The following is a 25612-nucleotide window of genomic DNA, read 5'->3' as shown; positions in this document are numbered from 1 at the left end:
GGATACGCAATTCTGTGCTGATGCCCGGACGATCCGCGGGGGCCTATGCTGGCCCGACACGGAGCGGGAGTCCGGCATGTTGGACGGCGACGCCTTTGCCCACGAGATCGCGGCGCTCCTGATCGCCGACATCAAGACCTCCGGCGCGCTCACGCGCGGCGAGCTCGAGGAGGCCTGCCGGATCTCCCTCGAGAGCCTGCTCGGCGGCACCGCGGTGCCGCCGCAGATCGCCGTGCTGATGCCGATCGGCCTGGAGCGCTGGCCGCGGGTGGTGGTGAAGGGGCGACCCCTGCCGGACGTGTAGGCCGGCGCGGCCTGCCCGCTCAGCGGCCGATGACGCCGGTGCCCCCGGTCGGGCCGACGGTGTTCGGTCCGGTATTCGGGGCGGGCGTCGCCGCCTGGTTCCGCTGGATGTCCATCCGCAGCGTGTTGCTCTGGCTCGTCTGCTCCTGGCGCAGGGCGCGCATCTGGCCGCCCGTCTCCATGGATCGGTTGGCGGCGTTGGGGTTGTTCTGCTGCACCTGGGCCAGGGCGGGTGTCGCGGCGGTCGCGGCGAGACCGAGGCTCGCGGCGGTGAGCGTGGCGATGAGGCGGCGCATGGAAAAGCTCTCGCGCTGAGGGATCCTGCCGCGTTGACCCACTGGGTCCCCGCCAAGTTCCATTCCCCTCGCGAGCGAGGGGGCATCTTCGCGACTCGCGGATGGGTTAGCCGATCCCTGCCGGCCGCCGGCGATCTTCACGCCTTGTTAACGCATCGGGTCAAGACTGGCTCTGGCGTCGAGCGCGGGACGTTGGAGAGGGGCGTGATGCGGGCCTTGTCGGCGGAAGATGAACAGGCTGTCGAGCGGCTGACGCTCCAGCTTCTTCACGACGCCTATTGCGACCTCGCGGCGGTCCTGCGCGGCGCCCAGCCCCAGGCGGCCGCGGCGATCCTCGGCGTCATGGAGCAGCGCGTGACCGACGTCCTGACCCGGATCTGCCGGCAGGGTTCGGAAGGGGCGGCCTCGGTGGAGATCGCCGTCGCCGTGGGCGAGCGGATCGGCGAGATCATGGATCAGGCGCACGGGCGGGACGTGGCCGGCACGCGGGCCGCCTAATTTGAAGGATTGCGGACGCCGGCGCTACCGGCAAATTTAACTCCGTGCATAGTCTATTATTCGCGGTTCGACTGAGATCAAGAGTCACGCAGTAATCAGATATTGTCCTGTTGTAAGCCAATGATTTAATTTAGGAAATTTGCACGTTTGCTTGAGGCTTTGTCAAATTGGTTATTTATCGGTCCAATCGGGTGAGATTTCTAATCGCGGGATAAATTCTAATGTTAGAAATATGAATCGAAAATACGACATGTCACTACCTGGGCAGATTCGGGCGTGATTTGAACTGACCTTATTGTCGAAATTAAATTTTTGGTAGAGATGCGAATCGGACTCTAATGTTTGCGGTATGTTTATTTGACGCAATTTTTTCCTCTCTAGGTTGAAAGCGTTCCGTCGAATGAGATCAATTTCAAGGAGGCGGCACTGATTCGCAACCGGAGTTTCGCTAGGACGTGATGGGTCTGGGCAGCAAGCCGAAGCATGCCAAGAGCATTTCCTGGTCCCGTCGAGATACCCCTCGGGCGTCTAAAAAATCCGGGATGCGTGAGGTTGCTTCATGAATTTCAACGAGAATCGATGTGGCTTCGGCAGCGGAGAGGCCAAATTTGGGATAGCTCGCGAATGCGATGCTCGGGTTGCACTCTCGACTCATACCGGGAGCTGGGGCGCAGACATGTTTGGTGCCCGAGGGATGCGGTACAACATCGAATACCGGTGAGAGTCGCCAGCCGGTCCCATCGTTGATTAAGGCGTGGTTGCGTAAATGATCATCGGTGTTCCGCAGATAGGCGTTAACCAGGAGCCTGCGGAACATCTCACGTTCCGGATCCTGAGCACCTATCTGGCGCGCGGCAGATGCGATGTCCAGGTAGGTTTTGCTTGTAGCATATCCATAGGCGGGTTCACTCAGCAGAGTGCCGGCGCTGAGGTAAGACAACCGAGCCCCATCCGAGGACCGGTCGAACCGCGATATCAAGAGAACCGACCGACCGTTGACGACATGCAGTTCGCGCTCTGGGACTCGAAGTCCTGCGGCCTCAGCAAAATCCAGACAAACCGCTTCAGCCCTGGGATTGTCGAACCTATCGTCCCATGTGGAGAATTTTGCGATCCATTCCTTGTCTGAAATCCGGATGCGGGCCTTCGGTCGAGCTCCTCCAATGTCTGAGCTATGCATGAGTAGCTTAGCGAGTTGATCCGCTGACGCTTCGCCTCCTTCATAGTTTTCTGCTGCGATGAGCATTTCTTCGAGAACGCCCTCGCTTTGAGCTAACCCAGGCGCCGCGTCCGTTCTGGGTGTCCACCTTTCAGGAGCCTCCGGCGTTGAGCCGAAGGCCAGATCGCCCGTACGCGACGAGCCGCCCAAAGCCAGAAACTCCGGCATGCCGAGTTCCAGTTCCGGATATGCGTGGGTCAGGATTCCCTTGCCCCAACCGTCAGGGCCTGCATCGTGAAAGGCGAGATGGACCTCTCCCACGGTCGCAGGCCGCCACTTATTTTTTAGCGGCAGGCCAATGGGGTCAATCGGCTTGCGTCCTTCTGAAGTTAGATAGTCGGAGCTATAGGCAAAACGACCGAGCCGCCGTGAGGAACCACCTTCGAAGACCAAGAGGCCGATGGGCACATAGCCGCTCTGCCCTGACCGGAACACGTGCATTTCTTCAATGCGGTTGTACTTAGAGGTTCGCCACATACCCGCTCACGATCATCCCGCGGCGATCCAGCATGGCATCCGCTGTGTCTCTGATGTGATCACACAGGCAAATGTCGCCACGTTGATCTGTGTGGATCGGTAAGATCAGTGCAGTGTGCAAGAATCTGCTGGCCACAACCGGCCACCCGGCCGTCAGGCGATCATGCGATGTGAAGCGCTCACCCGCAACAAGGAAAAGGTCGCCAGGCTTCCGTTAACGATCGCGACAGGAAGGACTTCCTCAAGACCATATTGCAGCATCTGCGGCCTTCTCAAAGGCGCCGATCCACGCCAAGTTTGTCCCTGGCAGACCACCCGCACACGCCGCGCCGCTCTTTAGCAGGGAGCGGCCGGCACCGGTGTTAGCAGCACCGAGCGCCGGCCTGACCACAATCCGTATCGGACAAGGATACCGACCATGGCTGAGACCTTCCCTACCGGCGTTATCGCGCCGACGAAACTGGCCCGATGCATGAAATCCGGGCAGTCCCACTCCCCGTCCCGAAAACCGGCCTGATCGCCTGAAGGCGCGCTGGCACGCGATACGCCGTGCCTCAGCATCCCCTCGCTATCCCGCAATCCTGACGCCCTCGTCACCGCAGGCCTGAGGCTGCGAAAAACGAATCCGTTCGTCGCCCTGCCATTCGGTTAAGGGCGCGCGGGTTGGCGTCGCCTGGACGGAAACCATCCATGACCATCGTCGTCCCCCACCCCGCCGTTAAGCGCGGCGGCCGACAGCGGTTGGCCGCGCGTAGGCAGCCTGAGTCCGCGACGCCCAGCCGGATCACCGTGCCGCTCGGGAGCGCCGCGGCCCTCGGCTGCGGCCATGTCCAGTTCGCGATCCCGCAGATCTGCGCACCCGAACTGATGGCCGCGGTCGAAGCAGCGCTCGACGGCGCGTTCCGGGCGACCTTTGTGCCCGATCCCCTGCTCGGACCAGGCTTGTCGCAACTCGGCTCCGTGCTGGCTTCCATGGTCAAGAGGCACGGGGGCCTCATCGAGGCGGCCATCACTGACGTCCTGGAGCGAAGCGGGCGCTACATCGTGCTGCGCAATGTCGCTATGCCCATCACCGTTCCGACCCAGGAACTCGTCCGCGCCAGCAGCGTCGCCCAGCTCAACCAGACCTCGATCGAACTCGCGGGCGCCGTCGCGCAGTCGGTATTTCTCGACCTAATCGTCGTCGACCGGAAAGAGAGCCGAGCCATCATCGCCGAGGTCAAGAGAGGCTCCGGAAAAAATGAGGCTAGGAAAATACACCAAGTCGAGTGGGTGCTGCGGTGCGCGCAGGTCCAAGGCCGCTCGTTTCTGACCTCACTCGGCTATGAGGTCGCGCAGATCCGCGCAGTGCTGATCGATGTCTATGGACGGGCCGGGTACGGCGATGACCTTACGGTGAGCGGACCGGCTATAGATCAGCTGTTTGCGACCCCGGTCTTGGCAGCGCTCGACACTGTGACGGCGGCGCTTCAAGCTCGATTGCGCGCGGCCGTGCCCGACCTGCTGACGATGGCGTTGGCGAGCCTCGCCGTTCCTGAGAACGCCAAATACCCGCACTCGCCCGGGCCGCTCGCGCCCTGATCGCAACACGTTGGCATCGGGTCGCGGCCGCGACCTGATGCGTCCATCCCGCTCGCCATCGATCCCGCACCGTGCGCCTGCGCGCCGGCGTGCTCTCCAGGTCTGCCTCAATGACACTCGCCCGTGACCCTGCTCCCAGCCTCTCCGGCACAACTGACGCAGCCAACCTCTCGCTGCCCCTGTCCTGGTGGCGCGTCCTGGCCCCTGAGGCCCTCGATATGGCGGCGCAGCGTCGCCTGTCCGCTGCCCTGAATGCCGCGCAGCCCCTACCGTCCCCCCACTGGTCCGCTGCACGCCGGGGCGATCCGGCGGCTGCGACCCATGTCGCCCTCAGCATCCTCGCTGAGGCCGTCGCCTCTCCTGGGCGCCTCGATCCGGCGATGTCGGCGATCTGTCTGTGCGCAGCGCGGGGTGACGGCTCCTGCATCGATCTGCTCGTGCACGTGCTCGGGCGGCGAGCTCGACGCCGGGCCGATCTCGAGGTGCTCTGCCTTGCCCACGCTTGGTGCTCCGTTCCGCGCCGCGGTGCCGACCGCGTCGGCGTCGCCCGCTGAAAGGGAAGAAGCTGATGGCGTTCTCTTCGACCCCGCCTGCCCTGCAGATCGACCCCGAGGCGGCACGTCGCCTGCTCGAGCCGATGCTTCCACGCCGCCTGCGCCCCTGCCTCGCTCAGGATCTGCGCGTGGCTTCTGCTTGCTCCGAGCTCGCTTTCGAGATCACTACCCTTGCCCCGGATGCCGAGGCGCTGGTCTCCGCCTGGATCGTGGCGGCCTCTTCCGAGCGGGACTTGTGGCGCGACCGTCGCTGGATAGCCCGAAGATCCGCTCTGATCCGGTTCCTCGACGTGTGGGGTGTGGAGCACGATCAGCCGGTGGCGCGGGCGTTGGCCGATGTCGTGACGCTGCTTTCTTGCGCCGGCGATGATCGTAGAGCTGCGGCGCGCTTGGCCCCGCCCCTCTGGCTGGAACGCGAAGCTGTTCTCGACCTCCGTAAAGGGCTCGCGGCCTTGGCCGAGACGCAGACGCGCCTCTGTATCGGACGCGTCGCCGAACAGGGCGCCGAGTCGGACAGCACCGGTGCGACCGATCTCGCTGTCGCCCTGCAGGCAGCTTGGCACGACGCGCTCACGGACGCGCTTCTGACGTTCTCCGAGAAGACGAGCAGCGCCATCGCTGCTGCTGCCACCTTGGCCTGTGGCGCCAATGATGCCTTCGCCAGCGACGTGGCACTCGTCCACGCGCTCGTGCCCGTTGGGGAGGTCTTGACACGACCCGTCGCAGACAGCGCAGCGACGCGGGAGCGGCGCAGATGGAAGAAGATCGAGGCTCAACTCGTCGAAAAAAGCGAGGCGCGCCGGCGCGAGAAGGCGGCAACCGTCGACAGCACGCCAAAGCTGCCGGATGCCGATGCCCCACCCGCGGAAGTGCCCAAAGGCCACGTCCTCGTCGTTCCGGCAATCCAGGAAACCGGGAGCGACCGCGGCCGCTCCATCGCCCGCGGCTACGAGCACGTCATCGGCAAGGCGCTCCCGCTGGTCGCCGTGCCGGATCTCGCAGCCGTGCGCACGCGGCTCGTCTTCGAATTTCCTTACGCTCAGGTTACGATCGACAGGCTTCTGGCCGACCTGATCGGACGTGAGTACACCACGTTCCGGCCGACCCTGCTGATCGGCCCGCCGGGAGCCGGCAAGACCCGCCTCATCGCCAGGATTGCCTTCCATCTCGGGCTGGGGTTGTGGCGCGTCGATGCGACGCGCGACGCCGGCGCATCGCTGGGTGGCCTCGACCGCCGTTGGGCGACCTCGGAACCGGCGCATCCGATCATGGCGGTAGCTCGGACCGGTAGTGCCAACCCGCTGATGCAGATTGATGAACTGGAGAAATCCGCAACCCGTTCGGATCACGGTAGGCTTTGGGATGCCCTGCTTTCGATGCTCGAACCGGAAACCGCCCGAACCTACCAAGACCCTTGTTTCCAGACGGAGACTGATATCAGCCGCGTCTCGTGGCTGGCCACTGGTAATGAGATCGGCAACTTGCCCGCCCCTCTGCTTGATCGCCTGCGCGTGTTGGAAATGCCGGCCCCGAGCCACGCAGATCTCGATGCTCTGCTCGAACCGGTCCTGGCAGGAATCGCGGCCGATCACGAGCTCGCTCCCGCCTTCATTGCGCCGCTCGACGGCGAGGAGATCGCGTTGCTTCGACGATCCTGGCGAGGCGGCTCGGTCAGGCGACTGATTCGCTTGGTCGAGGCTGTTGTCAATGCGCGCGAAACTCTCGCTGTGCGACAATAGATTAACATGATCGATTGCCGGTGAGGGTATATCGCTCTCCGGTGCTATTCTGTCAGCCGCATGAGCCGTGACTCTGAAATGATTGTGCATTCTGCCGTGCTGAATAGATTGCGAATTACTTGCGCAATCATCGAAGCTGCAACTCTCAGATATTTCTGGTGAATTCTCTTCATCATTAAAGATGGTAACTGATATCGATATTTCTTCTTCAGATTCGTTTGAGCCCTCTCGGATCCTCCCTCGAGACACTTTTTCCCCGACGTCGCCAGCCTGCGAAACTGCGCTGCCGGAAACACCGACCTTTACGGAAGTCTCACGCCACAAGGGATCGAATGCTCGGCGTGCACGGAACTGTTGATCCTCAGGTTCGAGCATGACTACGACGATAGGTTCTGGCCCATCACGGTGGAGAATCGCCGCACGGGCGGCTTCCCCGTGTTGTGCCAGGATCGAGGCGCGAATCGTGGATGGCGATAGTTCGCCGCCCGTGCTGGCGTCGAGCGCCGGGCCGATATCGACAGTTGCGACCTTCATGTGGGCCGGCAATCGCTTGACGACGCCATTCGTGGTCACGGTCCGAGCCTCATGGACCCGCGCGTCGAGATCAGCGGCATATCCAATGGTGTCGCCAAGGATGGTGATCGAAGCTCGGGCGCCCTCTCCGCGTGGACTCAGAATCCGGGAAGCCTCCTGCAACGCCGCTGCCTTCGCAACGAAGAAGCGCTTCAAATTGAAGGTTCCGGCAGCCATGGTTGGGACCTCGCGGTATGCCGGGAGGATAGGCGCTGACGGCGATGAAAATCGGAAGCGAAAAATTTAGATCGGCGTGACCTCGGCCATGGCGCTCACTAGGTCCCCTAGTGGGTCCTGAACCTATCCCTGAACCCGCTCGGGATTGGGATAAAATTTTTCCGCTTCGCATCGGACGGGGGATGTTGCCCAGGAGCGATCCCTCCAAGCATGAGGTGCTCATGAACGAGGTCCGACGCTGTTGTTGCCCCCTAAAAACCGGACAGGGTCTCCTGGGTTGATCGGGTGATGAACTCGCGCGGCGAGCGGTAGCCGAGCGCGCGATGAGGATGAAGGTCGTTGTAGTGCGCCAGCCAAACGGGGAGCTGGCGCAGCACGCTCTCGGCATCCGGTAGCACCGAGACACGCACGTAGTCGCGTTTCAAGGTTCGCACGAACGCTTCGGCCATGCCGTTGCTCTGCGGGCTCTCCAGCGGCGTCGTCTTCGGTATCAAGCCGAGTTCGCGGGCGAAGCGGCGAGTGTCGCGGGCGACGTAGCAACTGCCGTTGTCAGTCAGCCACTCGATCAGGCTCGGTAGCTGGTTGACCGCCCCGAAGCGATGCTCGACGGCCGCCACCATCAGGTCGCGGACGTCCTCGCCCGTGATGCCCGCCGTGGTCGCCACGTAGCTCATCGCTTCCCGATCGCAGCAATCGAGCGCGAAGGCGACCCGCACACGCTCACCGTTCTCTGCTGCGATCTCTAGCCCGTCCGAGCACCAGCGCGTGTTGCGCGTGGCCACCGCCACCTTGCCCTCGTGACGGCGCGTCTCGGCTCCGCCCACATGTCGCTGCAGCAGGAGACCGTGCACCTTCATGACCCGGTAGACCCGCTTGGCGTTCGGTGCAGGCCGACCGTCCCGCTCGGCCTGCCGGCGCAGAAGGGCATGGACGCGCCGATAGCCGTAGGTCGGCAGATCGGCGATGAGCGCCTGGATCGCGCCGAGCAACGCGGCGTCGGGTGCAGGCGGACGGCCGCGTCGGCCCCTGGGCTTCCAGGCGGGGGAGGCCTGCCTGGACGAGGCGAGGTGCGGGCGTGACACGCTCAAAGCTGCGGCCACAGCGCTCACCGGCCGTCCTCCGGCCACGAGGTCACGCGCGAGGGCAACTTTTTGGGGGCGACGACCCGCTCCATCGCCTCGCGCAGGATCTCGGTCTCGAGCGTCTTCTTGCCCAGGAGCCGCTGCAGTTCGCGGATCTGCTGCTGGGCAGCCCGCAGCTCGGAGGCTGGCACCACCTCTTCACCGGCACCGGCGGCCGTGAACGCGCCGCGCTCCATCAGCCGACGCCACGTGAACAGCTGGTTGGCGTTCAGCCCGTGGCGGCGGGCGACGAGCGAGACGGACTGACCGGGCAGATAGGTCTCCTCGACGAGGCGCACATTCTCCTGCGTGGTCCAATGCCGACGCCGCTGGACGGAGGTGATCACCTCGACGCGTTCGGCGCGGGGCGGGTCGTTAGAACTCACCATACGGTCGGTCATAGGCACACACTTCCATAAGCGTGAGCCCCTGTCCGGTCATTTTGGGGGCTACTTCAGACGCTGACCCTTGAGGTTACGACTCATCAGGGACCATCGCGATTTTCGTCGCACCTGGCCAAGCTAGAGAAACGAACAGGCCAGGGGGCGCGAATCATGACACATTTCACATGTGTCCGTGTCGAACGTATCCGAGACCGCAGTGAGCTAGCCCGCATCGCGTCGCACGGTCTGCGGTTTGATCCCAGCAGCAAGCAGCGTGTGGACCCGGCGCGAACGCCGCTCAACCGCTCGGGATCGGACTATGCGGAGAATCCGCTGGATCTCTCAACGGCGCTCGAAGGCTTCCTCAAAGCCAACGGAGCCCGACTATACGGACGCGCGCCGATCGGCCTCCACATCCTTGTGAGCGTCAGCCCCGGCTGGATCACTGAAGTCGGCGAATTGCACGATCCCCAAAATACGCGGAACGTTCAGTTGGCGCATCAAGCTGTGGAATGGGTCCAGCGAGCACTTGGAGGGGGGAGACCCTGCGTCGTGGCCTGGCGGCAGGACCTCGATGAGAAGGGCGGCGGGGTCGTGGACATCGTGGCCGCGCCGACCCGCGCTGCAAAGCTGAATCGGTTCAAAGATGATGTCACCATCGTGTCGGTGACGGCCGCACTCGAGGCGCACCGTGTTTTACATCCTAACGACCCAACCGCGTTCGGCGCGCTTCAGACCTCTTGGGCAGCTCACGCCGCCAAGACTCTAGATCGCATGCTTTGTCGCGGCACGCGCAAGGTCGATCAGCCCGCCAGGCACCTCGATCCAGAGCGTTACGGCCGGCTGGTAGATGCGGCTCGCGACGAGGCCAAGGCCATAGCGGCGCAGGATCTCGCCGAAGAGCGGGCAGTTCTGGATGCCCGCGAGAGACGGCTGGAAATCGCGGAGGAGAAGATCACCCGGTTCGTTGCTGGGATGGCAGCCGAAAGAGAAGGGATCATGGCGGAGGCCCGAGCTAAGGTTGATGACGCCCTCAACGCTATCGCGATCGGGATCGATGCGCTGACCGATGGTAGGATCGTCGCCGTTGAGCATTGTGCAGAGAGCGGTGAGCTTCTTCTCATTCCCGACATGAACCTTGATGCCGCCGAAAGATCCGCGTTGTGGGAGGCAATCACTCCGGGCCTGCCCGCTGGACTAATGACGGTCCTTGGATACATCCAAGCTGAGGCGGCTCGATCAGGAGAGGCCACAAATGGCGACCATGCTAGGCATCCTTCCCCGAGCCACTTCTGAGTTTGATTTCAGAATCCATGTGTAATGCGCTTCGATAAAGGGGCGGACCACGCCAGTTATGCGGCTGTAGCGGCGGGAGAAAACCCGGATGGTCTCGGCCAGATCGTCCTGGCTGTGATAGAATGCAACGCTTGCAGCCTCGGGTTTAGGCCGAAGCTCAAGCAATCGCTCGGATGAGCCATGGACTGTGCTTTGGAAGATGCACCGTGGTCGGTTAGCGACGCTGCACTATTCGGGTTCGATTGCATCGTCCTCGCGCGTGCTGAGATTTGCGCAGGTGATGTACACAGTTCTGGTCGGACCATCGACCAAAGATCGCTCCGCGTCGGTCTGCAACCTCGCGGCGCCGTTTTTGGTGACGGAGAGGGCTAATTTTTCAACTGCTCTACCGCGAGCTCATGCGCAGGCCTGCCTACTCCGCCGGATAGTCCGCGAGGCAGGCAGCGTTCCCAGCCACGGAGCTGATTTCAATTTCACGGTCGATGTAAGGTTGGCTGGGTTCTGCCTATGCACCAAGGATAATCATGAGATTTTGATGGCTAGCGTGGAAAAATTGGAATGCTTATACTAAACGATCATTTTGCTGAAATCGCCTGTGCCCAAATATTTGACATTGATAGGCCGCCGTTAAATTTGGCGCGCATCTATCACATTATGCTGGCTTGCGCCAAACGTATTTTCTCATCCTAATTTCGCCGGCTTTGATCGACTTACGACCAACCTCAATTTACGATTTAAATCGTACGTTTCAGGCATGCTGAGCTAAGGGAATTTGTTGCTCAAGATGTGCGCGTAGGATCGAGTAGCATTTGACAACCTCCTCGAGCTTCTCGGCGTTGAGTCGCCGCATATGCTCGGACCCGTCGGGCTGCCTGTAGGCCGCCGCATAATAGGCAGCTTGAGCCTTCAGCTTGGTGGCGACAAAATCCAAATCGCCCGACCATGTCGCTTCGGCGCGTACACGGTGAAGGCGCTGGGCGATCTCTAGCCAGTGCAAGTCGAGTGCGATCCCGCTGCCCATCTGCTTGAAAAGGTCGAACATCGAGTCCAGGATCTCGATCGCGGTCTGTGCTGACATGCCGGCTCCGTTAGGTCGATGCTGCGACCAGATCAGGTCGGACGTACCAATCATCGAACAGAGAGAGTTGCTGGAATCGGCGGCGATAGCCGAGTCCGGTCAGAAGGCCATATATCTTGTCGCGGCTGTCGGAAAAATTGTGTTCGACGCTTATTAGCGCGATGTCGTAGCTTGTAAAATCGAAGCTCTCCAGGACGTCGAACTCGCCGCCCTCCACATCGATGCTCATGTAGTCGATCTGCTTCGGCGCCCGCGCCTCCGATAGAAAACGGTCCAGCGAGATTGTCTGGACTGGGTATTGTCGCCTATCTTGGCGAAATTGGGAATGAAAATCGCCTGCTGCAAATTCATCCATCCCGGACAGCTCGCCGATATCAACCTCATTGAACAAGACTTCGACGCCATTGGTCTTGTGAACGCACTTGTCAGTGATGTAGCAGTTGCGATTATCATACAATGCCGCATGCCAAGCGCGGGCAGGCTCGGCGAGAGCGCCCTGCCAGCCATAGGCCTTCTCGAGAAGAAGCGTGTTGCTCAGGCTTATACCATCGCAGGCACCAAATTCGACGAAATATCCGTTCCGCTTCTCATTCAATTCGTACAGCGCCCAAAGATCCTGTAGAAGCTGCGCGTTGGAAAGGGGCGCTCTCTTCGCCGCAAATGACAGGAAATCGAGCTCCGAGCTCACGATATGCGGCGGCGATTCCAGATTGTCCCTGAGATTGACCAGTGCATTGAAAACCGTCAGGAGCTCGACATCCATGGCTCTCTGCTCAACCTGTTACTTGGGATCGATGGGGTCGGGTCTTGAACGGGTGGATCGAGGCGCCGTACCGCGTCTGTAGGATCCGATTTGAGCCGTCGAACAGGACCGTGTGCTGAACCGAATCAACGCCGTGATCGGGGATGGTCTGGGCCGCCCTACGAATAGCGGACAGGAACCCTTTACGGCTGAACCCGTAGGGACGAAGGCTCTCCAACAAGGCGTCGATTAGCTTCGTATGGCCTTCGGACCGCGCCTGGGCCAGATCGCGGTCGCGCACGGCGCTGTCGCGTTCGGCCCGCAGCAGCGACAGTTCGATCTGTTGCTGCTGGATCTGGTGAATGAACTTCGTGTCAATGTCGTGAGCGAGATTCTTCGGCATTCGGTAGCTCAACAGGCCCGGGAGGGGACGGGTTCGGAACGCGGTTGGTGACACGTCGGCGTCAAGCGACAGCGGCCTTACGTGATCACAGCCACCGAGGTGGATCGGTTATCGAGATGGCACGGCAATCCCTGTTCTCTAGCTCGCTTCGGCCATGGCGGTGGCGGCTGCCGCGAGGCCCCATCGCACGAGATCCTGAGCCTCGGTCACCGACTTGGCCTCAGCGTAGCAGCGCAACTCCGGCGCGTTGCCGGAAGCCCGGAAGTGGATCGTCCGCCCGCCGTCCAGCTCGATCCGAATTCCATCCTGCTCGTCGATGGATCCCGGCGCTCCGATCGGTCGGAGGAACGACACCCGGAAGGCCTCCTCGCGCAAGCGGCCCAGGAAGGCGCTGCTCCGTTCGGACGGCGTGTTGGGGAGCCGGTCGCTCGCCATCTCCCCCGCATCGAGGGAGGTCACGAGGTCGGCCAGCGAGGTGCCGGCCGCGCGCGTCGCGGCCAGTGTCGCCAGGATCGGCAGCATGGCATCGCGCGTCGGCAGGGCCGGGAGGGTCCTGCCGTCGCGTGTGATGTCCGAGCCGAGCAGGAAGCCGCCATTCGCCTCGAAGCCCGCCACGATGGCCGCACCGGAGCGCCGCACCTGTTCCATGCCGGCGATGACGTAGGGCGAGCCCACTCTCGTGCGCAGGACCTGCTTGAAGCCGCCGGAACGCTCCAGCGCCGAACCGGCCGTCACGGGCACCACGACCGCGTCGGCCCCGAGGAAGCGTGCCGTAATCAGGCCGAGCACATCGCCTCGCACGATCCGGCCCGCCTCATCGGCGATGAGAGGCCGGTCGGCGTCGCCATCGGTGGTCACGAGCGCGTCGAAATCGCCCGAGGCCATCGCGTCACGAATGAACGCGATATCCTCGGGCCGATGTGCCTCGGTGTCGATGGGCACGAAAGTCTCGGACCGGCCAATCGTCGTGACCTGTGCGCCGAAGCCGGTGAGCAGATCGGCCAGGAGATCGCGGGCGACGGAACTCTGCTGGTAGACCGCGATGCGTAGGCCAGCCAGCATCTCGGACGGGAATGCGTCGATATAGCGGTGCTGGTAGCGGGCCAGGGCGCGGGGTTCGGGTGTGGCAGAGGTCCGTTCCGCCGACACGCCGGCGTGTGCGCCGCGGTCCAGAGCGGCCAAGATTGCCGCCTCGTCCGCCTTCGTGATCTCTCCGTCGGGCCGGTAGAATTTGAGTCCGTTGCGATCCTCCGGGATGTGGCTTCCCGTGATCATGACTGCCCAGGCGCCGCGCCGCATCGCCTCGAGGGCGAGGGCCGGTGTCGGGAGGGCGCCGCATTCGATCGCCGTGAAGCCCGTTGCCGCAGCGGCATCCGCCACCGTCGCGGCGATGCTCGGGCTACTGTCGCGCAGGTCCCGCCCGATCACGACTGCCCGGGGGGCTTCGCCCGACATGGAGCGGAAGAACGCGCTGGCGTAGGCGTAGGCCGGCCCTCCGACGAGGTCCGTCACCAGACCCCTCAAGCCACTCGTACCGAATCTCAGGCTGCTCACGGCGGTTCCGTCAGTGTCGATTGAGTTGGAATCGATCACTGATGCCGCGAAACGCCGTGCATCACAACGTCCCGTGACGGGAGCCGGGCTCGCGCACGGGATCCTTCACGGAGGCGCCGCACCCGCCTATGCGCAATACCGTTTACCCTCTCTTAACCATGATTCCAGCATTGAGTCCTACGAGCTCACCTCCAAGTTTCGGCTGTGGTCAGGATGCATTCGCAGGGTCTCGATCTCTCGAACGTGGTCAGTTTGACGATTGCCTTGTCGGAGCGTGTCGCCGAAACGCGGCGACTGGGGCACCTCGTGGCGGTCGATGAGATTGAGGCGATTGGGAACGTGGCCTCCTTTCTGCGCCAGAACCTCGACGAGTGGCCCCCTCAATTGAGCCGCGCGATCTGCGACGTGATCACAAGCTCGCCGCGCGGGCGAAGCCGTTCGCTGCTGCTTGTCGAGTACATCCAATCCGGTGCCTTCGATCAGCAGCAGTCGGGGAAGCACACCATGCCGTTCGTGATGGATCTGTACCGTATCGTTCTGGGACGGGACGCGGAGGACGATGCGCTGCGGCATTGGTCTGCCCAGCTGAATGCGGGAAAGATCTCCCGAAGGCAACTTCTGGGGACCGTCATCAGTTCAGAGGAATTCCGTGCGTCGCTGAATTAATCCAGAGTCGCCTATGTTCGTTATGTGTAGGTCAATACATGTGATTGAATCATCTTTGACAATATGAGGCGTCGCGAGGCCGTATTCGATAGAGCGCTAAAATATGTCTCCCGCGCACAAGAATGTGTTGATAGAGTCGAGATATGGGTCGATAGATCGAGCGCTGTCGCCTGTCGCGTGGGGGCTGTGCGTCTGAGATCTGCCTGGGCGGATAGGAGCGGCGGAATACCTTCATGCTGACCGTGACTCGGACGCCGCTTCGAATAAGCTTGTTCGGCGGCGGCACAGATTACCCGGAATATTTTGAGCGGGCGCCTGGAGCGGTTGTCGGCGCCGCTATTGATAAGTACATCATCATAGCCGCGCTGGATTTGATAGGGTGTCAGGATTATAATTATAGATTGAGCTATTCCCGCGTCGAGCACTGCGGGCACATCGACGAGATCGAGCATCCGGTGGTGCGGGAGGTGCTCAAATATTTCGACGTCAACCGACGGCTCGATATGAGCATCATCTCCGATTTGCCCGCGGCAGGTAGCGGTCTTGGCTCGTCCTCAGCGTTCACCGTGGGATTTCTGAGAACGATATACGCGATTCAAAATCAGAAACCGACGAAGATCGAACTCGCGAAGAAGGCGATACACGTTGAGCGCGAGATCCTGCGCGAGAACGTCGGCGTGCAGGACCAGCTCCACGCCGCCTTCGGCGGGATCAACCGGTTCGATTTTAGCGGCTCCGCCATACGGATCTCGCCCGTTCAGATGAGTTCTGCCGCCATTCAGCAACTCAACGCGTCGATGGTGCTGGTCCATACGGGCATCGCGCGGCGCGCGACGACGACGGTCGCCGCGCAGATCGCCGTGACGCGCGCGCGCGCGATCGACAAGGAGTTGTCCGAACTCTACCGCCTCGTCGAGGAATGCGTCTCTCTGCTCGAAGCGGGGACGAGCGGCTGGCTCGCGCAGCTCGGCGAGATGCTCTCCGCCTCGTGGCGCATCAAGCGGACCCTGTCGCGTGAGGTCTCGAACGCGGTGCTCGACGATCTGTTCGAAGCGATCACCGCGTCGGGGGCTTACGGGGCGAAGCTGTGCGGCGCGGGCGGGGGCGGCTTCTTCCTCGCTCTGATCGATCCCGATCGGCTTCCGGCCCTGATCGAGCGGGTCGCGCCGCTGTCCGTCGTTCCGATCGGCATCGACGTCGACGGGTCCACCCTGATCTATCGCCAGACGCGCTGAGCGGCGTCCTCACAGGCCCCAGCCCGGCTGCAGCCGGGCCGCGGACCCATCGCGACGAGAGGCAACGATGCGAATTCTGATCACCGGCGGCGCGGGCTACATCGGGACGATCCTGGTGCCGATGCTTCTGGAGCGCGGGCATCACGTGACGGTGCTCGACACGTTCAAGTCCGGCGCCCCGGACCTGTTCTCGGCCTGCCAGTACGACACGTTCGAGCCGATCAAGGGTGACGCGCGCGACACGCGCATCCTGGACGAGCTGATCTCGGAGCACGACGTGCTCATCCCCCTCGCCGCCCTGGTCGGCGCGCCCCTGTGCAAGGAGGACGCGATCGGCGCTACGACGCTCAACCGCGACGCCGTGGTGGCGCTGGCGCAGCGCGCGGGCGGCGACCAGAGGATCGTCTACCCGACGACCAACTCGGGCTACGGCGTCGGCGAGGCCGGCAAGTTCTGCACCGAGGACTCACCCCTGCGGCCGATCTCGCTCTACGGCACCACCAAGGTGGAGGCCGAGAAGGCCGTGCTCGACAGCGGGCGCGGCGTCAGCCTGCGTCTCGCGACGGTGTTCGGCATGGCGCCGCGCATGCGGCTCGACCTCCTCGTCAACGACTTCACGCACCGGGCCGTGACCGACCGGGCGCTCCTGGTCTTCGAGGGCCACTTCAAGCGCAACTACATCCACATCCGCGACGTCGCCAAAGGCTTCATCCACGCGATGGACAATTTCGACCGGATGCGCGGCGAGGCGTACAATCTCGGCCTGTCGAGCGCCAACCTGTCGAAGCTGGAGCTCTGCGAGCGCATCAAGGCGCACGTTCCGAACTTCGTCTACGTCGAGGCCCCGATCGGCGAGGACCCGGACAAGCGCGACTACATCGTGTCCAACGAGAAGCTGGAGGCGACCGGCTGGTTCCCCGATTTCGACCTCGACCGGGGCATCAAGGAACTGATCAAGGGCTTCCGGATGATCCGCAACTCGCGGTTCGCCAACGTTTGATCGGGATGGGCGGCCTGCAGCGAACGCGCCGCCGGTCCGCCCGACACGGCGGCCGACGCGGGAACGGACCGAGGTGATCATGAGCGCGATCGTCGATTTTCTCACGCGGACCCGTGACACCTTCCAGGCCGCCCTCGACGATTCCCGCTTCCACGCGACCCTCGCCGAGACCGCCGATCTCGTGACCGCGTCCCTGCGCGGCGGCGGCAAGCTCTTGACGATCGGCAACGGCGGCAGCGCCGCCGACGCGCAGCACATCGCGGGCGAGTTCGTCTCGCGGCTCAACTACGACCGGGCGCCGGCCGCGGCCGTGGCGCTGACCACCGACACCTCGGTGATCACCGCGATCGGCAACGATTACGGCTACGAGCACGTGTTCGAGCGGCAGGTTCTGGCCCTCGGGCGGCCGGGCGATGTCCTGCTCGCGCTCTCCACGTCGGGGCGGTCGCCGAGCGTGCTGAAGGCGATGGACGCGGCCCGCGGCCTGGGTTTGCGGGTCGTCGCCTTCACGGGCGCGACGGGCGGGGCGATGCCCGAGCGGGCGGATGTCTGCCTGCACGCGCCGTCGGACGCCACACCGCTGATCCAGCAGATCCACATCACCGCCGCGCACATCGTCTGCGGCCTCGTCGAGGAAAGCCTGTTCCCGCGCGGGACGGCAGCGTGAGGGACGGCCTGTGACCGAGCCAGAGTGGAAGGGTGGAGGCCCCGTCCGGCAAGCCATGATCCTGTGCGGCGGCTTCGGCACGCGCCTCGGCGCGCTGACCTCGGCGATGCCCAAGCCGCTGCTCCCCGTGGCTGGGGAGCCGTTCCTGGACTTGCTGTTGTTCGAGCTCGGCCGCCACGGCTTCACCGAGATCGTGCTGCTGGCCTCCTTCCACAGCGAGAAGATCCGCGCCTACGCCGCCGACAACCCGGTCGCGCGACGCTTCGGCATGACGCTGCGGGTCTCGGTCGAGCCGGAGCAGGCCGGGACCGGGGGCGCCGTCGTGCACGTCCTTCCCGAGGCCGACGAGACCTTTCTCCTGCTGAACGGCGACTCGTGGTTCGACGTGAACCTATTGTCCTTGCCCGCTATGGCGGCGCGTCACCCCGATGCGGCGATGGTCCTGTCGCTCCGTCGGGTGCCGGACGCCGCGCGTTACGGCGTCGCGCTCCTCGACGGCGTCCGGATCACAGCCTTCCTCGAGCGGCCGCCTGAGCCGGGTCCCGGTCTCGTCAACGCCGGCGTCTACTTGGTGCGCCGCGACGCGCTGACCGGCCTGCCGCCGGCCTGCTCACTGGAACGGGACGTCCTGCCCGCGCTGGTCGCCGAGGGCCGCGTGGTGGGCGTGGTCCACGACGGCTACTTCCTCGATATCGGCGTGCCCGAGAGCTACGCCCGCGCCCAGGAAGAGATCCCGGCCCGTCGGAAGAGGCCCGCCGCTTTTCTCGATCGGGACGGCGTTCTCAATCACGACCACGGATATGTCGGTTCCGTGGACCGGTTCCAGTGGATGGCGGGCGCGCGCGATGCCGTCCGCGCGCTGAATGATGCCGGCTACTTCGTGTTCGTCATCACGAACCAAGCGGGGGTCGCCCGCGGCTTCTACACCGAGGCCGACGTCGCCCGTCTGACCGCCTGGATGCGGGACGATCTGCGCGAGGCCGGCGCGCATATCGATGATCTCCGCTACTGCCCCTATCATCCGGACGGGACGGTCGAGGCCTACAGGGCGGTCCACGGATGGCGAAAGCCCGAGCCCGGCATGATCCTCGACCTGATGGCCCATTGGGACATCGACTGCGCGCGCAGCTTCCTGGTCGGCGATCAGGAGACGGATCTCGCCGCCGGCCGTGCGGCGGGGCTCGCCGTGCACCACTTCAGGTCGGACGACCTGCTCGCCTTCCTGCGAGAGGTCGCGCTGACGGGGTAGGAAGGGACCCAGGAGGGGTGGGCCCTCGCCGGGGCGCGCTTCGCCGTCCGGCACGCTCAGTCGTGCGACTGGATCGAGAGTTCCGCTTCCGCGGCCTCGCGCATGGCGCGATCCCAGTCGAGCTTGCGCTTGGGCGGAGTCTCGCGCTCCGCGTCCGCGGCTTTCCGATCTCGCGGATCGACGATCTTGATGTCGTACTCGGGCACGCTTGGATCCGCTCTTTAACCGACAATTAATTGTATTGGCGGAACGCGCGGGTCTTGTCAGCGGTTCGATCGCTCGATCCACAATCCGGTGATGGACATCATCCTGTGTCGGACAGGCCGATCAGGAGCATGGCGGCGTGCACGGCTCCGACGATGGCGCCCGACTGGGCAAGCTGTAAGGCCTCGGCCCGCGGTACGCGCAGCACGGCGATGTCCTCGTCGGGATCCGGCTGCGCCGGTCCGGCCGCTGTCAGGCGCGCGCGGACGAGATGCATGCGGTTGGCGTAGCGGGCCGGATCCGCATTCAGGGTGACCACGTGCTCGGCATCCGCGAAGATGTAGCCGGTCTCCTCGCGCATCTCGCGCTCGGCGGCCGCGAGGATATCGGGGTCGGCGGGGTCGATGGCCCCGCCCGGAAGCTCCAGGCTCGGGCCGCCATAGGCGTGACGGTACTGGCGTACGAGGATGACGTGATCGGCCGCGTCGATGCCCAGCACGAGGGCGATGTCCGGCGTCTCGAGCACGTAATAGGGATCGACGATGTGACCCGACGATGTCACGCAGTCGTCGGCACGGAGGCCGAGCCAGCGATCCTTCATGACGTGGTGGGATTTGCGGACTGTCCAACTCAGTGTCGAGATCATTGCTCTCTGCGGACCCGGGGTTTGTGCTTGCGGATATCCCCCCACGGTCATTGTGGATCTTCGCCGCTGAGGGACATGCGCGATGGCAAAACTGTCTCGTCTTTCGGCTCTGACTTCGATCGAGCTGCGACCGCGCGTTGCGCTGCCCTGGCTCAGCCGATAAGCCTCGCGGGGTCGTAGAGCCTCGCGCCGCGGATGTCACAGGTCGTAGGATGACGGGAACGAAACTCGCCATGGCATGCCGCGTCTGCGATGGACGCGATGTCGAGCTGTTTCTCGACCTGACCGATCAGCCGCACTGCAACCGCCTGATCCCGCCGGAACTCGCGGACCGCCGCGAGCCGCATTTTCCCCTGCGCGCCGGCTTCTGCCACGACTGCACGCTCGTCCAGATCGATCACACGATCCCGAAGGAGAGCATGTTCAGCGACTACCCCTACGTCTCGGGCACGACGAAGACGCTGGTGGAGCATTTCCGGCAGACGGCGGCCCGTCTCGTGGAGCGGTACGGCCTCGGGCCGCAGGACCTCGTCGTCGACATCGGCAGCAACGACGGTACGTGGCTGCGGCAGTACGAGCCCTTCGGCCTGCGCCGCTGCGGCGTCGAGCCCGCCTCGAACGTGGTGGAACTGGCCCGCGCCGCCGGCGTGCCGACGCTGAACCGCTTCTTCAACGCCGAGACCGCCGAGATCGTCCGCGCGCAGGACGGGCCGGCGAGCCTGATCACCGCCGCCGGCGTCTTCTTCCACCTGGAGGAGCTGCACAGCGTCGTGAAGGGCATCGTCACGCTGCTCAAGCCGGACGGCGTCTTCGTCGTGCAGGCGATCTACCTGGGCGGCATGATCGAGAACACCGCCTTCGACCAGATCTACCACGAGCACCTGTGCTACTACACGCTCCGCTCCCTGGAGCAGCTGTTCGCGCGCCACGGCCTGGAAGTCTTCGACGTCAGCGTCGTCCCGGTCCATGGCGGTTCCCTCGAGGCGCATGTCGGCTTCCCCGGCGCCCATCCGGTCAGCGACGCGGTCAAGCGCATGCGCGCCGACGAGGAGGCCCGCGGCTACGGCAAGTTCGAGACCTATGTCGGCTTCGCCGAGAACGTCCGCCGCCTGCAGGCGGCGCTGCTCGACCTGCTGAAGCGCATGCACGCCGAGGGGAAGACGGTCCACGCCTACGGCGCCCCGGCCAAGGGCGCGACGCTGCTCAACGCCTTCGGCATCGGCCCGCGGCTGGTCCAGTACGCGGCCGAGAAGAATCCGCTGAAGTTCGGCCGCCTGATCCCCGGCGCCCGCATCCCGATCGTCGAGGAGGGCAGCGTGCCCGCGCCCGACGCCTACCTGGTGCTCGCCTGGAACTTCATCGACGAGTTCCTGGCGCGCGAGCGCCGCTACCTCGAGAACGGCGGCGCCTTCATCGTTCCTGTGCCGGAACTCAAGGTGATCACCGCCGCCGACCTGCCGAAGGCGGTCTGAGCGTGGCCGCCCTCCCCTTGTCCGCGTTGCCCGACACCGTCGTCGTCGTCGGTGCGTCCGGCTTCGTCGGCCGCAACCTCGTCGCGCACCTCGCCGGCCGCGTGCCGCGGCTGATCGCGGTCAGCCCTTCCGGCCAGTCGATACCGGGGGCGACCGAGGCCGCGCGCTTCGACGCCCTGGAGGCACTGTCGGTCCCCGCCGACGCGATCGTCGTCAACGTCGCCGCGCAGCGCTACGACGCCGACAAGTTCGAGACGGCGCAGAGCGACCTGCTCACCGGCAACGCCGAGATCGCCAACCGCCTCTACCGGTTCTGCCTGACGAAGGGCATCCGCGAGGTGCGCGCGGCCTCGAGCGTCGCTGTCTACCCGGCGGCCTGCGATCCCCTCGACGACGCGCAGGCTGTCGACCTCAACGCGCCGCCCAACCGGAACGAGGCCTTCTACGCCTGGTCGAAGCGCTGGTCCGAGGTGATCGCCGACCTCCACGCCGAGCGCTACGGCATCCACACGATCAGCTTCCGCCTGAGCAACCCCTACGGTCCCCACGACTCGACGGATCCGCGCAAGGCGCACGTCCTGCCGGCCTTCGTGATGCGCGCGCTGGCACCGGGAGAGCGCTTCGAGATCAAGGGCAACCCGCTGGTCGAGCGCGACTTCATCTACGTCGGCGACGTCGTCGACGTGTTCACCCGCTCCCTGGAGATGCGGGAGACGAGCGACGCGCTCAACCTCTGCCGCGGCGAGACCACGACCCTGCTCGACCTCGCCCGAACCATCCTGGAGGTGGCCGGGGAGGACCGGCCTGTGCACGCCCCCGACACGGCGACTCACGGCGTGCTCGCCCGCCGCTCGACCAACCGGCGGCTGCGGGAGCGCTTCGGGCTGTCGAGCTTCACGGGACTCGCGGACGGGCTGCGGCCGACGATCGCGTGGTATCGCGAGGCCTATCGCGGGGGGGCTGACCATGCCGGGGCCTGAGCGCGACATCGTCATCGGGGCGGACGGTTTCCTCGGGCGCAACCTCGTCCCGCGGCTCCGGGCCGAGGGCCGCGAGGTCGTCGGGATCGGCCGCGCGGCGGGCGACCTCTCCGACTGGGCGAATGTCGAGCGGGCGCTGCGCGCGGCGCCGCCGGCCGGCCGGATCTTCCACGTGGTGACCCGCCAGCGCACCGGCGCGGTGCAGTACGACATCCAGGGCGAACTCCTGGCGATCAACGCCCGGGTCCACCTGAACGTCCTCGAGGCCTGGCGGCTGTTCCAGCCGCAGGCCAAGCTCGTCTCCACGGGCTCGTCCTGCACCTATCCGGAATCGGCGGAGCCGCTTTCCGAGGCGCGGTTCGGCCAGGGACCGACGCACCCGTCCGTGATCGGCTACGGGCTCGCCAAGCAGGTCCTGGCGACGGGCTCGGCGGCCTACGCGCACCAGTACGGCCTGACCTTCCTGCACTGCGTGCTGGCGACCCTGTACGGACCGCACGACAACAAGGCCTCCGACCGCAGCCACTTCGTCGGCGCCCTGCTCGACCGCGCCGTGCGGGAGAAGGCGGCGGGCGCTGAGCAGTTCGAGGTCTGGGGCAACCCGCAGACCGTCCGCGAGGTGCTGTACGTCGACGACCAGATCGACGCGATCCTGGCGGCCGACCGGGCGTTCGACAACGAGATCCTCAACTGCGCCGCCAACACGCCCGTCACCGTCGAGGCGGTGGCGCGGGCGGCCCTGGCCGCGCTCGACTGGTCCGTGCCGCTCGTGAGCCCGCCGGGCTCGTTCCAGGGCGCGGCATACAAGATGCTCGACTCGACGCGCTTCCTCGACCGGACCGGCTGGCGGCCGCGTATCGATCTTGAGGCGGGCCTGCGCAGGCTCGCCGCGGCGGAGTACGCCGGCCATTGAGGCCGCGCCGGCGCCGGCCGTACCGCTGGTTGATCGATGTTGGACATCGTCAAGAGCATCAAGGTTCCGCCGTCCATGCACGCGCGAAGCTTGTATGCTTGGAGCGTTCGAAAGTTGCCGTGCTGACAAGCTTCGTACGCCTGTGGTGAAGGCCGCGATCTTCGTTGAGGCGGCGTGTCAGGCGGCGATCGGCTGAGGGTGGGTCTCGGTCCAGTTCCAGGGGAGCAGGTCGTCGAGGCCTCGAGCCGGATGGTCGGGCAGCCGGCTGAGCACATCGGCGAGCCAGGCCTGCGCATCGATGCCGTTGAGCTTGGCGGTCTCGATCAGCGTGTAGAGGGCGGCCGCGCGATGGCCGCCGGCATCCGAGCCGGCGAAGGTCCAGTTGCGGCGGCCTACCGCGATCGGCCGGATCGCCCGTTCGGCGGCGTTGTTCGACAGGCAGGCGCGCCCGTCGTCGAGGAAAAGGATGAAGGCGCTCCAACGCTTGAGCATGTAGTCGATCGCTTGCGCCACCGGAGCCTTGGCGGAGAGCTTGGCGCGGTTCTCCCGTAGCCACGCTTCCAGTTCGGCGACGAGGGCGGCCGAGCGGGTGCGACGGTGCGCGCGGCGTTCATCGGCGGCAAGACCGTTGGTGGCGCGCTCGGTGGCGAAGATCGCATCGATCCGCGCCACCGCCTCAATGGCGATCGGAGCCTTCCTGAGCTCGGCCAGCTCGAAGAACTTGCGTCGGGCATGCGCCCAGCAGGCCGCCTCGCGCAGCGGGCCTGGTTTACGGCCGGGTTCGTACAGCCGACCGAACCCGGAGAAGGCATCCGCCTGCACGATGCCGTGGAAGTCGCCCAGCCAAGTCTCGGCATGCGCGCCGGAGCGGTCGGGGGAGTAGAAGTAGGCCACAGCCGGCGGCTCGGGACCGCCGAAGGGACGGTCGTCACGCACCACCGTCCAGAGCCGGCCCGTGCGGGTCTTGCCCTTGGCCAGGACCGGGACGGGCGTGTCGTCGAGATGCAGGCGCTCAGCCCCTCGAACATGGGCCTCGATCCGGGTGACCAGGGGCGACAGGGCGGTGGTCACCGCTCCGACCCAGCCGGCCAGCGTCGAGACGTCGATCGGTACGCCCTCGTGGGCGAAGCGCTGGCTCTGGCGATGCAGCGGCAGGTGCAGGCCGAACTTGGCCATCATCACCTCGGCCAGAAGGTTTGGGCCCGCTCGTCCGCGCGGGATCGGATGGAACGGGGCCGGTGTCTGCGCGATCGTCTCGCAGTCGCTGCACGAGAAGCGCTCGCGTACGTGCTGGATCACGACCCAGCGCGCCGGGATCCGCTCCAGGGTCTCGGTGACGTCCTCGCCGAGGTGACGAAGGCGCGCTCCGCCGCAACAGGCGCAGGTCGTCGGGCCGGGATGGACGACGCGCTCGCGCGGCAGGTGCTCGGGCAGAGGCCGGCGGGCGGGCTTGCGCCGAGAGGAAGCCGCACCGGAGAGCGCTTCGGGCTCGGCGGCCGCCTGCACTTGGGTCTCGGCCAGCGTCTCCTCCAGATCCTCCAGGACGAGTTCGAGCTGGTCAATCCGGGCGCTGCGCTCCGAGGAGGTCCCAAACCGTTCTCGCCGCAGCCGGGCGACCTCCAGCTTCAGCCGTTCGACCGCGATCTCCGAGGCGAGCCGGGCCGCCCGCTCGGCCAGGATCATGGCATGGGCGGCGGCAAGATCGGTGGGAAGCGGCGGGGGCTCGGGCGCGTTCGGCACGCTTGAGAGAAGAACATATTCTTCAAGCGCTGTAACGCGTTATCCTCAGCCGAGAGCGCTCGGACGCCAGCTCTCCTGCGGCATCCGCCAGTCGATACCCGAGAGCAGGTAGCCGAGTTGCGCCGTCGAGATCGTCACGGCTCCATCCGCCACCGAGGGCCACAGGAAACGGCCGCGGTCGAGCCGCTTGGTGTAGAGGCACGCGCCCTGGCCGTCGTGCCAGATCACCTTGATCAGGTCGCCGCGCCGTCCGCGGAACACGAACAGATGCCCGCCATGGGGATCGCGCTTGAGCGTCTCCTGGACGATCAGGCCGAGACTGGAAAAGCCCTTGCGCATGTCGGTGTGGCCGGTGGCCAGCCAGACCCGGACATTGGCCGGCAGCGGGATCATCGGCCCTCCAGGGCATCGAGCACCCGGCGCAGCGCCGCGGCATCGACATCCCGGTCGACCTTGAGACGACGGCCGCCGCCGAGATCGATCTCGATGACACCGGTCTTGCGCCGTGCGCGACGGGGCTGGGCCGCAGCACCCGGATCATCCGACCGCGGCGCCAAAACCGCCGACGACGGCTCCGGAGTGATGGCCACGGGGACGAACACCGGAGCCTGCCCGTCCCCGCCCAGACGGCCTTGCCGAGCCTGGCGTCGCCACGTGAACAGCAGGCCCTGAGCGATCCCGTTCCGGCGGGCCACCGAACACACCGACACGCCGGCCTCGTACGAGGCTTCGACGATCCGCGCCTTGTCCTCGAACGACCAACGCCGCCGTCGTTCGATCCCCTCCAGTACCTCGACCCGCATCATCCTGACCCGCCGACCTTAACGCCAGCATTAAGGTCAGGCT

Annotated in this window: 25 protein-coding genes; 13 read left to right on the top strand and 12 right to left on the bottom strand. The window is 65.0% G+C overall.

The window, feature by feature from the left end:
* The first annotated feature begins 76 nt into the window (after positions 1 to 76).
* The gene (locus BKE41_RS07275; RefSeq protein ID WP_070998938.1) at positions 77 to 304 is read left to right on the top strand and encodes a hypothetical protein; all 228 of its coding nucleotides are present in this window, start codon (positions 77 to 79) and stop codon (positions 302 to 304) included.
* A gap of 19 nt (positions 305 to 323) precedes the next feature.
* Here the strand turns inward: BKE41_RS07275 and BKE41_RS07270 are convergent, their stop codons facing one another.
* On the bottom strand, positions 324 to 599 hold the full coding sequence (locus tag BKE41_RS07270; RefSeq protein WP_058607239.1) for a hypothetical protein: 276 nt from the start codon (positions 597 to 599) through the stop codon (positions 324 to 326).
* 207 nt (positions 600 to 806) lie between these two features.
* Here BKE41_RS07270 and BKE41_RS07265 point away from each other — a divergent pair, with 207 nt between their 5' ends.
* Entirely contained in the window at positions 807 to 1097 is a 291-nt protein-coding gene (locus BKE41_RS07265; RefSeq protein WP_029360403.1) for a hypothetical protein, read from the top strand.
* A gap of 448 nt (positions 1098 to 1545) precedes the next feature.
* Here the strand turns inward: BKE41_RS07265 and BKE41_RS30075 are convergent, their stop codons facing one another.
* Complete coding sequence (locus BKE41_RS30075) at positions 1546 to 2793, bottom strand: HipA domain-containing protein (protein WP_083374306.1); 1248 nt, start codon at positions 2791 to 2793, stop codon at positions 1546 to 1548.
* Positions 2794 to 3483: 690 nt separating this feature from the next.
* On the opposite strand from BKE41_RS30075, the gene BKE41_RS07260 reads away from it, so the two are divergent.
* Positions 3484 to 4374 (top strand): hypothetical protein, encoded by an 891-nt coding sequence (locus tag BKE41_RS07260; protein ID WP_070998937.1) that lies wholly within the window; start codon positions 3484 to 3486, stop codon positions 4372 to 4374.
* 568 nt (positions 4375 to 4942) lie between these two features.
* A complete protein-coding gene (locus BKE41_RS31990; RefSeq protein ID WP_245295917.1) occupies positions 4943 to 6667 on the top strand; it encodes an AAA family ATPase in 1725 nt (574 codons plus the stop codon).
* A 1001-nt stretch (positions 6668 to 7668) separates the two neighbouring features.
* On the opposite strand, the gene BKE41_RS07250 is transcribed toward BKE41_RS31990, so the two are convergent.
* Positions 7669 to 8927 (bottom strand): IS3 family transposase gene (locus BKE41_RS07250; RefSeq protein ID WP_245295966.1). Its coding sequence is split into 2 segments (ribosomal slippage): positions 7669 to 8558 and positions 8558 to 8927, totalling 1260 coding nucleotides; the frame shifts between segments, so codons are not numbered across the junction.
* A gap of 165 nt (positions 8928 to 9092) precedes the next feature.
* Between BKE41_RS07250 and BKE41_RS31090 the strand changes: the two genes are divergently transcribed.
* Positions 9093 to 10217, top strand: coding sequence for a hypothetical protein (locus BKE41_RS31090; protein ID WP_159392727.1), 1125 nt, complete (start codon positions 9093 to 9095; stop codon positions 10215 to 10217).
* 748 nt (positions 10218 to 10965) lie between these two features.
* Here BKE41_RS31090 and BKE41_RS07235 read toward each other — a convergent pair.
* From BKE41_RS07235 to BKE41_RS07220, 4 genes are all read right to left on the bottom strand, one after another.
* Complete coding sequence (locus BKE41_RS07235; protein ID WP_043073386.1) at positions 10966 to 11295, bottom strand: hypothetical protein; 330 nt, start codon at positions 11293 to 11295, stop codon at positions 10966 to 10968.
* Positions 11296 to 11305: 10 nt separating this feature from the next.
* On the bottom strand, positions 11306 to 12058 hold the full coding sequence (locus BKE41_RS07230) for an FkbM family methyltransferase (protein WP_070998934.1): 753 nt from the start codon (positions 12056 to 12058) through the stop codon (positions 11306 to 11308).
* Between the two features lie 10 nt (positions 12059 to 12068).
* Positions 12069 to 12440, bottom strand: a complete 372-nt coding sequence (locus BKE41_RS07225; RefSeq protein WP_070998932.1) for a hypothetical protein — start codon at positions 12438 to 12440, stop codon at positions 12069 to 12071.
* A gap of 138 nt (positions 12441 to 12578) precedes the next feature.
* Positions 12579 to 13994 carry a phosphomannomutase gene (locus BKE41_RS07220; RefSeq protein ID WP_058607234.1) on the bottom strand — a complete coding sequence of 472 codons (1416 nt, stop codon included), beginning with the start codon at positions 13992 to 13994 and terminating at the stop codon, positions 12579 to 12581.
* Positions 13995 to 14207: 213 nt separating this feature from the next.
* Between BKE41_RS07220 and BKE41_RS07215 the strand changes: the two genes are divergently transcribed.
* The 5 genes from BKE41_RS07215 (at position 14208) to BKE41_RS07195 (ending at position 18811) form a co-directional block, all read left to right on the top strand.
* The gene (locus tag BKE41_RS07215; protein ID WP_041372277.1) at positions 14208 to 14660 is read left to right on the top strand and encodes a DUF4214 domain-containing protein; all 453 of its coding nucleotides are present in this window, start codon (positions 14208 to 14210) and stop codon (positions 14658 to 14660) included.
* 233 nt (positions 14661 to 14893) lie between these two features.
* A complete protein-coding gene (locus BKE41_RS07210; RefSeq protein ID WP_026605183.1) occupies positions 14894 to 15895 on the top strand; it encodes a GHMP kinase in 1002 nt (333 codons plus the stop codon).
* A 67-nt stretch (positions 15896 to 15962) separates the two neighbouring features.
* The gene (locus BKE41_RS07205) at positions 15963 to 16895 is read left to right on the top strand and encodes an NAD(P)-dependent oxidoreductase (RefSeq protein WP_070998930.1); all 933 of its coding nucleotides are present in this window, start codon (positions 15963 to 15965) and stop codon (positions 16893 to 16895) included.
* Between the two features lie 79 nt (positions 16896 to 16974).
* The gene (locus BKE41_RS07200) at positions 16975 to 17562 is read left to right on the top strand and encodes a D-sedoheptulose 7-phosphate isomerase (protein WP_071000651.1); all 588 of its coding nucleotides are present in this window, start codon (positions 16975 to 16977) and stop codon (positions 17560 to 17562) included.
* Positions 17563 to 17572: 10 nt separating this feature from the next.
* Positions 17573 to 18811, top strand: coding sequence for an HAD-IIIA family hydrolase (locus BKE41_RS07195; protein WP_245295916.1), 1239 nt, complete (start codon positions 17573 to 17575; stop codon positions 18809 to 18811).
* Positions 18812 to 18867: 56 nt separating this feature from the next.
* Here BKE41_RS07195 and BKE41_RS31565 read toward each other — a convergent pair whose 3' ends face one another.
* Positions 18868 to 19017, bottom strand: a complete 150-nt coding sequence (locus tag BKE41_RS31565; RefSeq protein ID WP_199825833.1) for a hypothetical protein — start codon at positions 19015 to 19017, stop codon at positions 18868 to 18870.
* Positions 19018 to 19115: 98 nt separating this feature from the next.
* A complete protein-coding gene (locus tag BKE41_RS07190; protein ID WP_245295915.1) occupies positions 19116 to 19661 on the bottom strand; it encodes an NUDIX hydrolase in 546 nt (181 codons plus the stop codon).
* A gap of 212 nt (positions 19662 to 19873) precedes the next feature.
* On the opposite strand from BKE41_RS07190, the gene BKE41_RS07185 reads away from it, so the two are divergent.
* Genes BKE41_RS07185 through BKE41_RS07175 form a run of 3 tightly spaced genes read left to right on the top strand, consistent with a single transcriptional unit; the run spans position 19874 to position 23026 of the window.
* Positions 19874 to 21133 (top strand): class I SAM-dependent methyltransferase, encoded by a 1260-nt coding sequence (locus tag BKE41_RS07185; RefSeq protein WP_245295914.1) that lies wholly within the window; start codon positions 19874 to 19876, stop codon positions 21131 to 21133.
* 2 nt (positions 21134 to 21135) lie between these two features.
* On the top strand, positions 21136 to 22113 hold the full coding sequence (locus BKE41_RS07180; protein WP_070998923.1) for an NAD(P)-dependent oxidoreductase: 978 nt from the start codon (positions 21136 to 21138) through the stop codon (positions 22111 to 22113).
* Positions 22100 to 23026, top strand: a complete 927-nt coding sequence (locus BKE41_RS07175; protein ID WP_070998922.1) for an NAD-dependent epimerase/dehydratase family protein — start codon at positions 22100 to 22102, stop codon at positions 23024 to 23026. Before BKE41_RS07180 ends, BKE41_RS07175 begins: the two co-directional genes overlap by 14 nt.
* Before the next feature lie 177 nt (positions 23027 to 23203).
* Here the strand turns inward: BKE41_RS07175 and BKE41_RS07170 are convergent, their stop codons facing one another.
* The 3 genes from BKE41_RS07170 to BKE41_RS07160 form a co-directional block, all read right to left on the bottom strand.
* On the bottom strand, positions 23204 to 24709 hold the full coding sequence (locus BKE41_RS07170; RefSeq protein WP_024827169.1) for an IS66 family transposase: 1506 nt from the start codon (positions 24707 to 24709) through the stop codon (positions 23204 to 23206).
* Between the two features lie 102 nt (positions 24710 to 24811).
* A complete protein-coding gene (tnpB, locus tag BKE41_RS07165) occupies positions 24812 to 25159 on the bottom strand; it encodes an IS66 family insertion sequence element accessory protein TnpB (protein ID WP_024827170.1) in 348 nt (115 codons plus the stop codon).
* Entirely contained in the window at positions 25156 to 25572 is a 417-nt protein-coding gene (locus tag BKE41_RS07160; protein ID WP_070998920.1) for a transposase, read from the bottom strand. The genes tnpB and BKE41_RS07160 overlap by 4 nt, the downstream gene beginning before the upstream one ends.
* Positions 25573 to 25612: the final 40 nt, after the last annotated feature.

The sequence above is a fragment of the Methylobacterium sp. C1 genome (genome assembly GCF_001854385.1).
Taxonomy (GTDB): domain Bacteria; phylum Pseudomonadota; class Alphaproteobacteria; order Rhizobiales; family Beijerinckiaceae; genus Methylobacterium; species Methylobacterium radiotolerans.
This window is presented reverse-complemented; position numbering and strand designations above follow the sequence as displayed.

Bases quoted from the DNA above. Each gene is read 5' to 3' on its own strand.
- BKE41_RS07275 (WP_070998938.1), top strand. From the start codon at position 77: ATGTTGGACGGCGACGCCTTTGCCCACGAGATCGCGGCGCTCCTGATC.
- BKE41_RS07270 (WP_058607239.1), bottom strand. From the start codon at position 599: ATGCGCCGCCTCATCGCCACGCTCACCGCCGCGAGCCTCGGTCTCGCC.
- BKE41_RS07265 (WP_029360403.1), top strand. From the start codon at position 807: ATGCGGGCCTTGTCGGCGGAAGATGAACAGGCTGTCGAGCGGCTGACG.
- BKE41_RS30075 (WP_083374306.1), bottom strand. From the start codon at position 2,793: ATGTGGCGAACCTCTAAGTACAACCGCATTGAAGAAATGCACGTGTTC.
- BKE41_RS07260 (WP_070998937.1), top strand. From the start codon at position 3,484: ATGACCATCGTCGTCCCCCACCCCGCCGTTAAGCGCGGCGGCCGACAG.
- BKE41_RS31990 (WP_245295917.1), top strand. From the start codon at position 4,943: ATGGCGTTCTCTTCGACCCCGCCTGCCCTGCAGATCGACCCCGAGGCG.
- BKE41_RS31090 (WP_159392727.1), top strand. From the start codon at position 9,093: ATGACACATTTCACATGTGTCCGTGTCGAACGTATCCGAGACCGCAGT.
- BKE41_RS07235 (WP_043073386.1), bottom strand. From the start codon at position 11,295: ATGTCAGCACAGACCGCGATCGAGATCCTGGACTCGATGTTCGACCTT.
- BKE41_RS07230 (WP_070998934.1), bottom strand. From the start codon at position 12,058: ATGGATGTCGAGCTCCTGACGGTTTTCAATGCACTGGTCAATCTCAGG.
- BKE41_RS07225 (WP_070998932.1), bottom strand. From the start codon at position 12,440: ATGCCGAAGAATCTCGCTCACGACATTGACACGAAGTTCATTCACCAG.
- BKE41_RS07215 (WP_041372277.1), top strand. From the start codon at position 14,208: ATGCATTCGCAGGGTCTCGATCTCTCGAACGTGGTCAGTTTGACGATT.
- BKE41_RS07210 (WP_026605183.1), top strand. From the start codon at position 14,894: ATGCTGACCGTGACTCGGACGCCGCTTCGAATAAGCTTGTTCGGCGGC.
- BKE41_RS07205 (WP_070998930.1), top strand. From the start codon at position 15,963: ATGCGAATTCTGATCACCGGCGGCGCGGGCTACATCGGGACGATCCTG.
- BKE41_RS07200 (WP_071000651.1), top strand. From the start codon at position 16,975: ATGAGCGCGATCGTCGATTTTCTCACGCGGACCCGTGACACCTTCCAG.
- BKE41_RS07190 (WP_245295915.1), bottom strand. From the start codon at position 19,661: ATGATCTCGACACTGAGTTGGACAGTCCGCAAATCCCACCACGTCATG.
- BKE41_RS07185 (WP_245295914.1), top strand. From the start codon at position 19,874: ATGACGGGAACGAAACTCGCCATGGCATGCCGCGTCTGCGATGGACGC.
- BKE41_RS07175 (WP_070998922.1), top strand. From the start codon at position 22,100: ATGCCGGGGCCTGAGCGCGACATCGTCATCGGGGCGGACGGTTTCCTC.
- BKE41_RS07170 (WP_024827169.1), bottom strand. From the start codon at position 24,709: ATGATCCTGGCCGAGCGGGCGGCCCGGCTCGCCTCGGAGATCGCGGTC.
- tnpB (WP_024827170.1), bottom strand. From the start codon at position 25,159: ATGATCCCGCTGCCGGCCAATGTCCGGGTCTGGCTGGCCACCGGCCAC.
- BKE41_RS07160 (WP_070998920.1), bottom strand. From the start codon at position 25,572: ATGATGCGGGTCGAGGTACTGGAGGGGATCGAACGACGGCGGCGTTGG.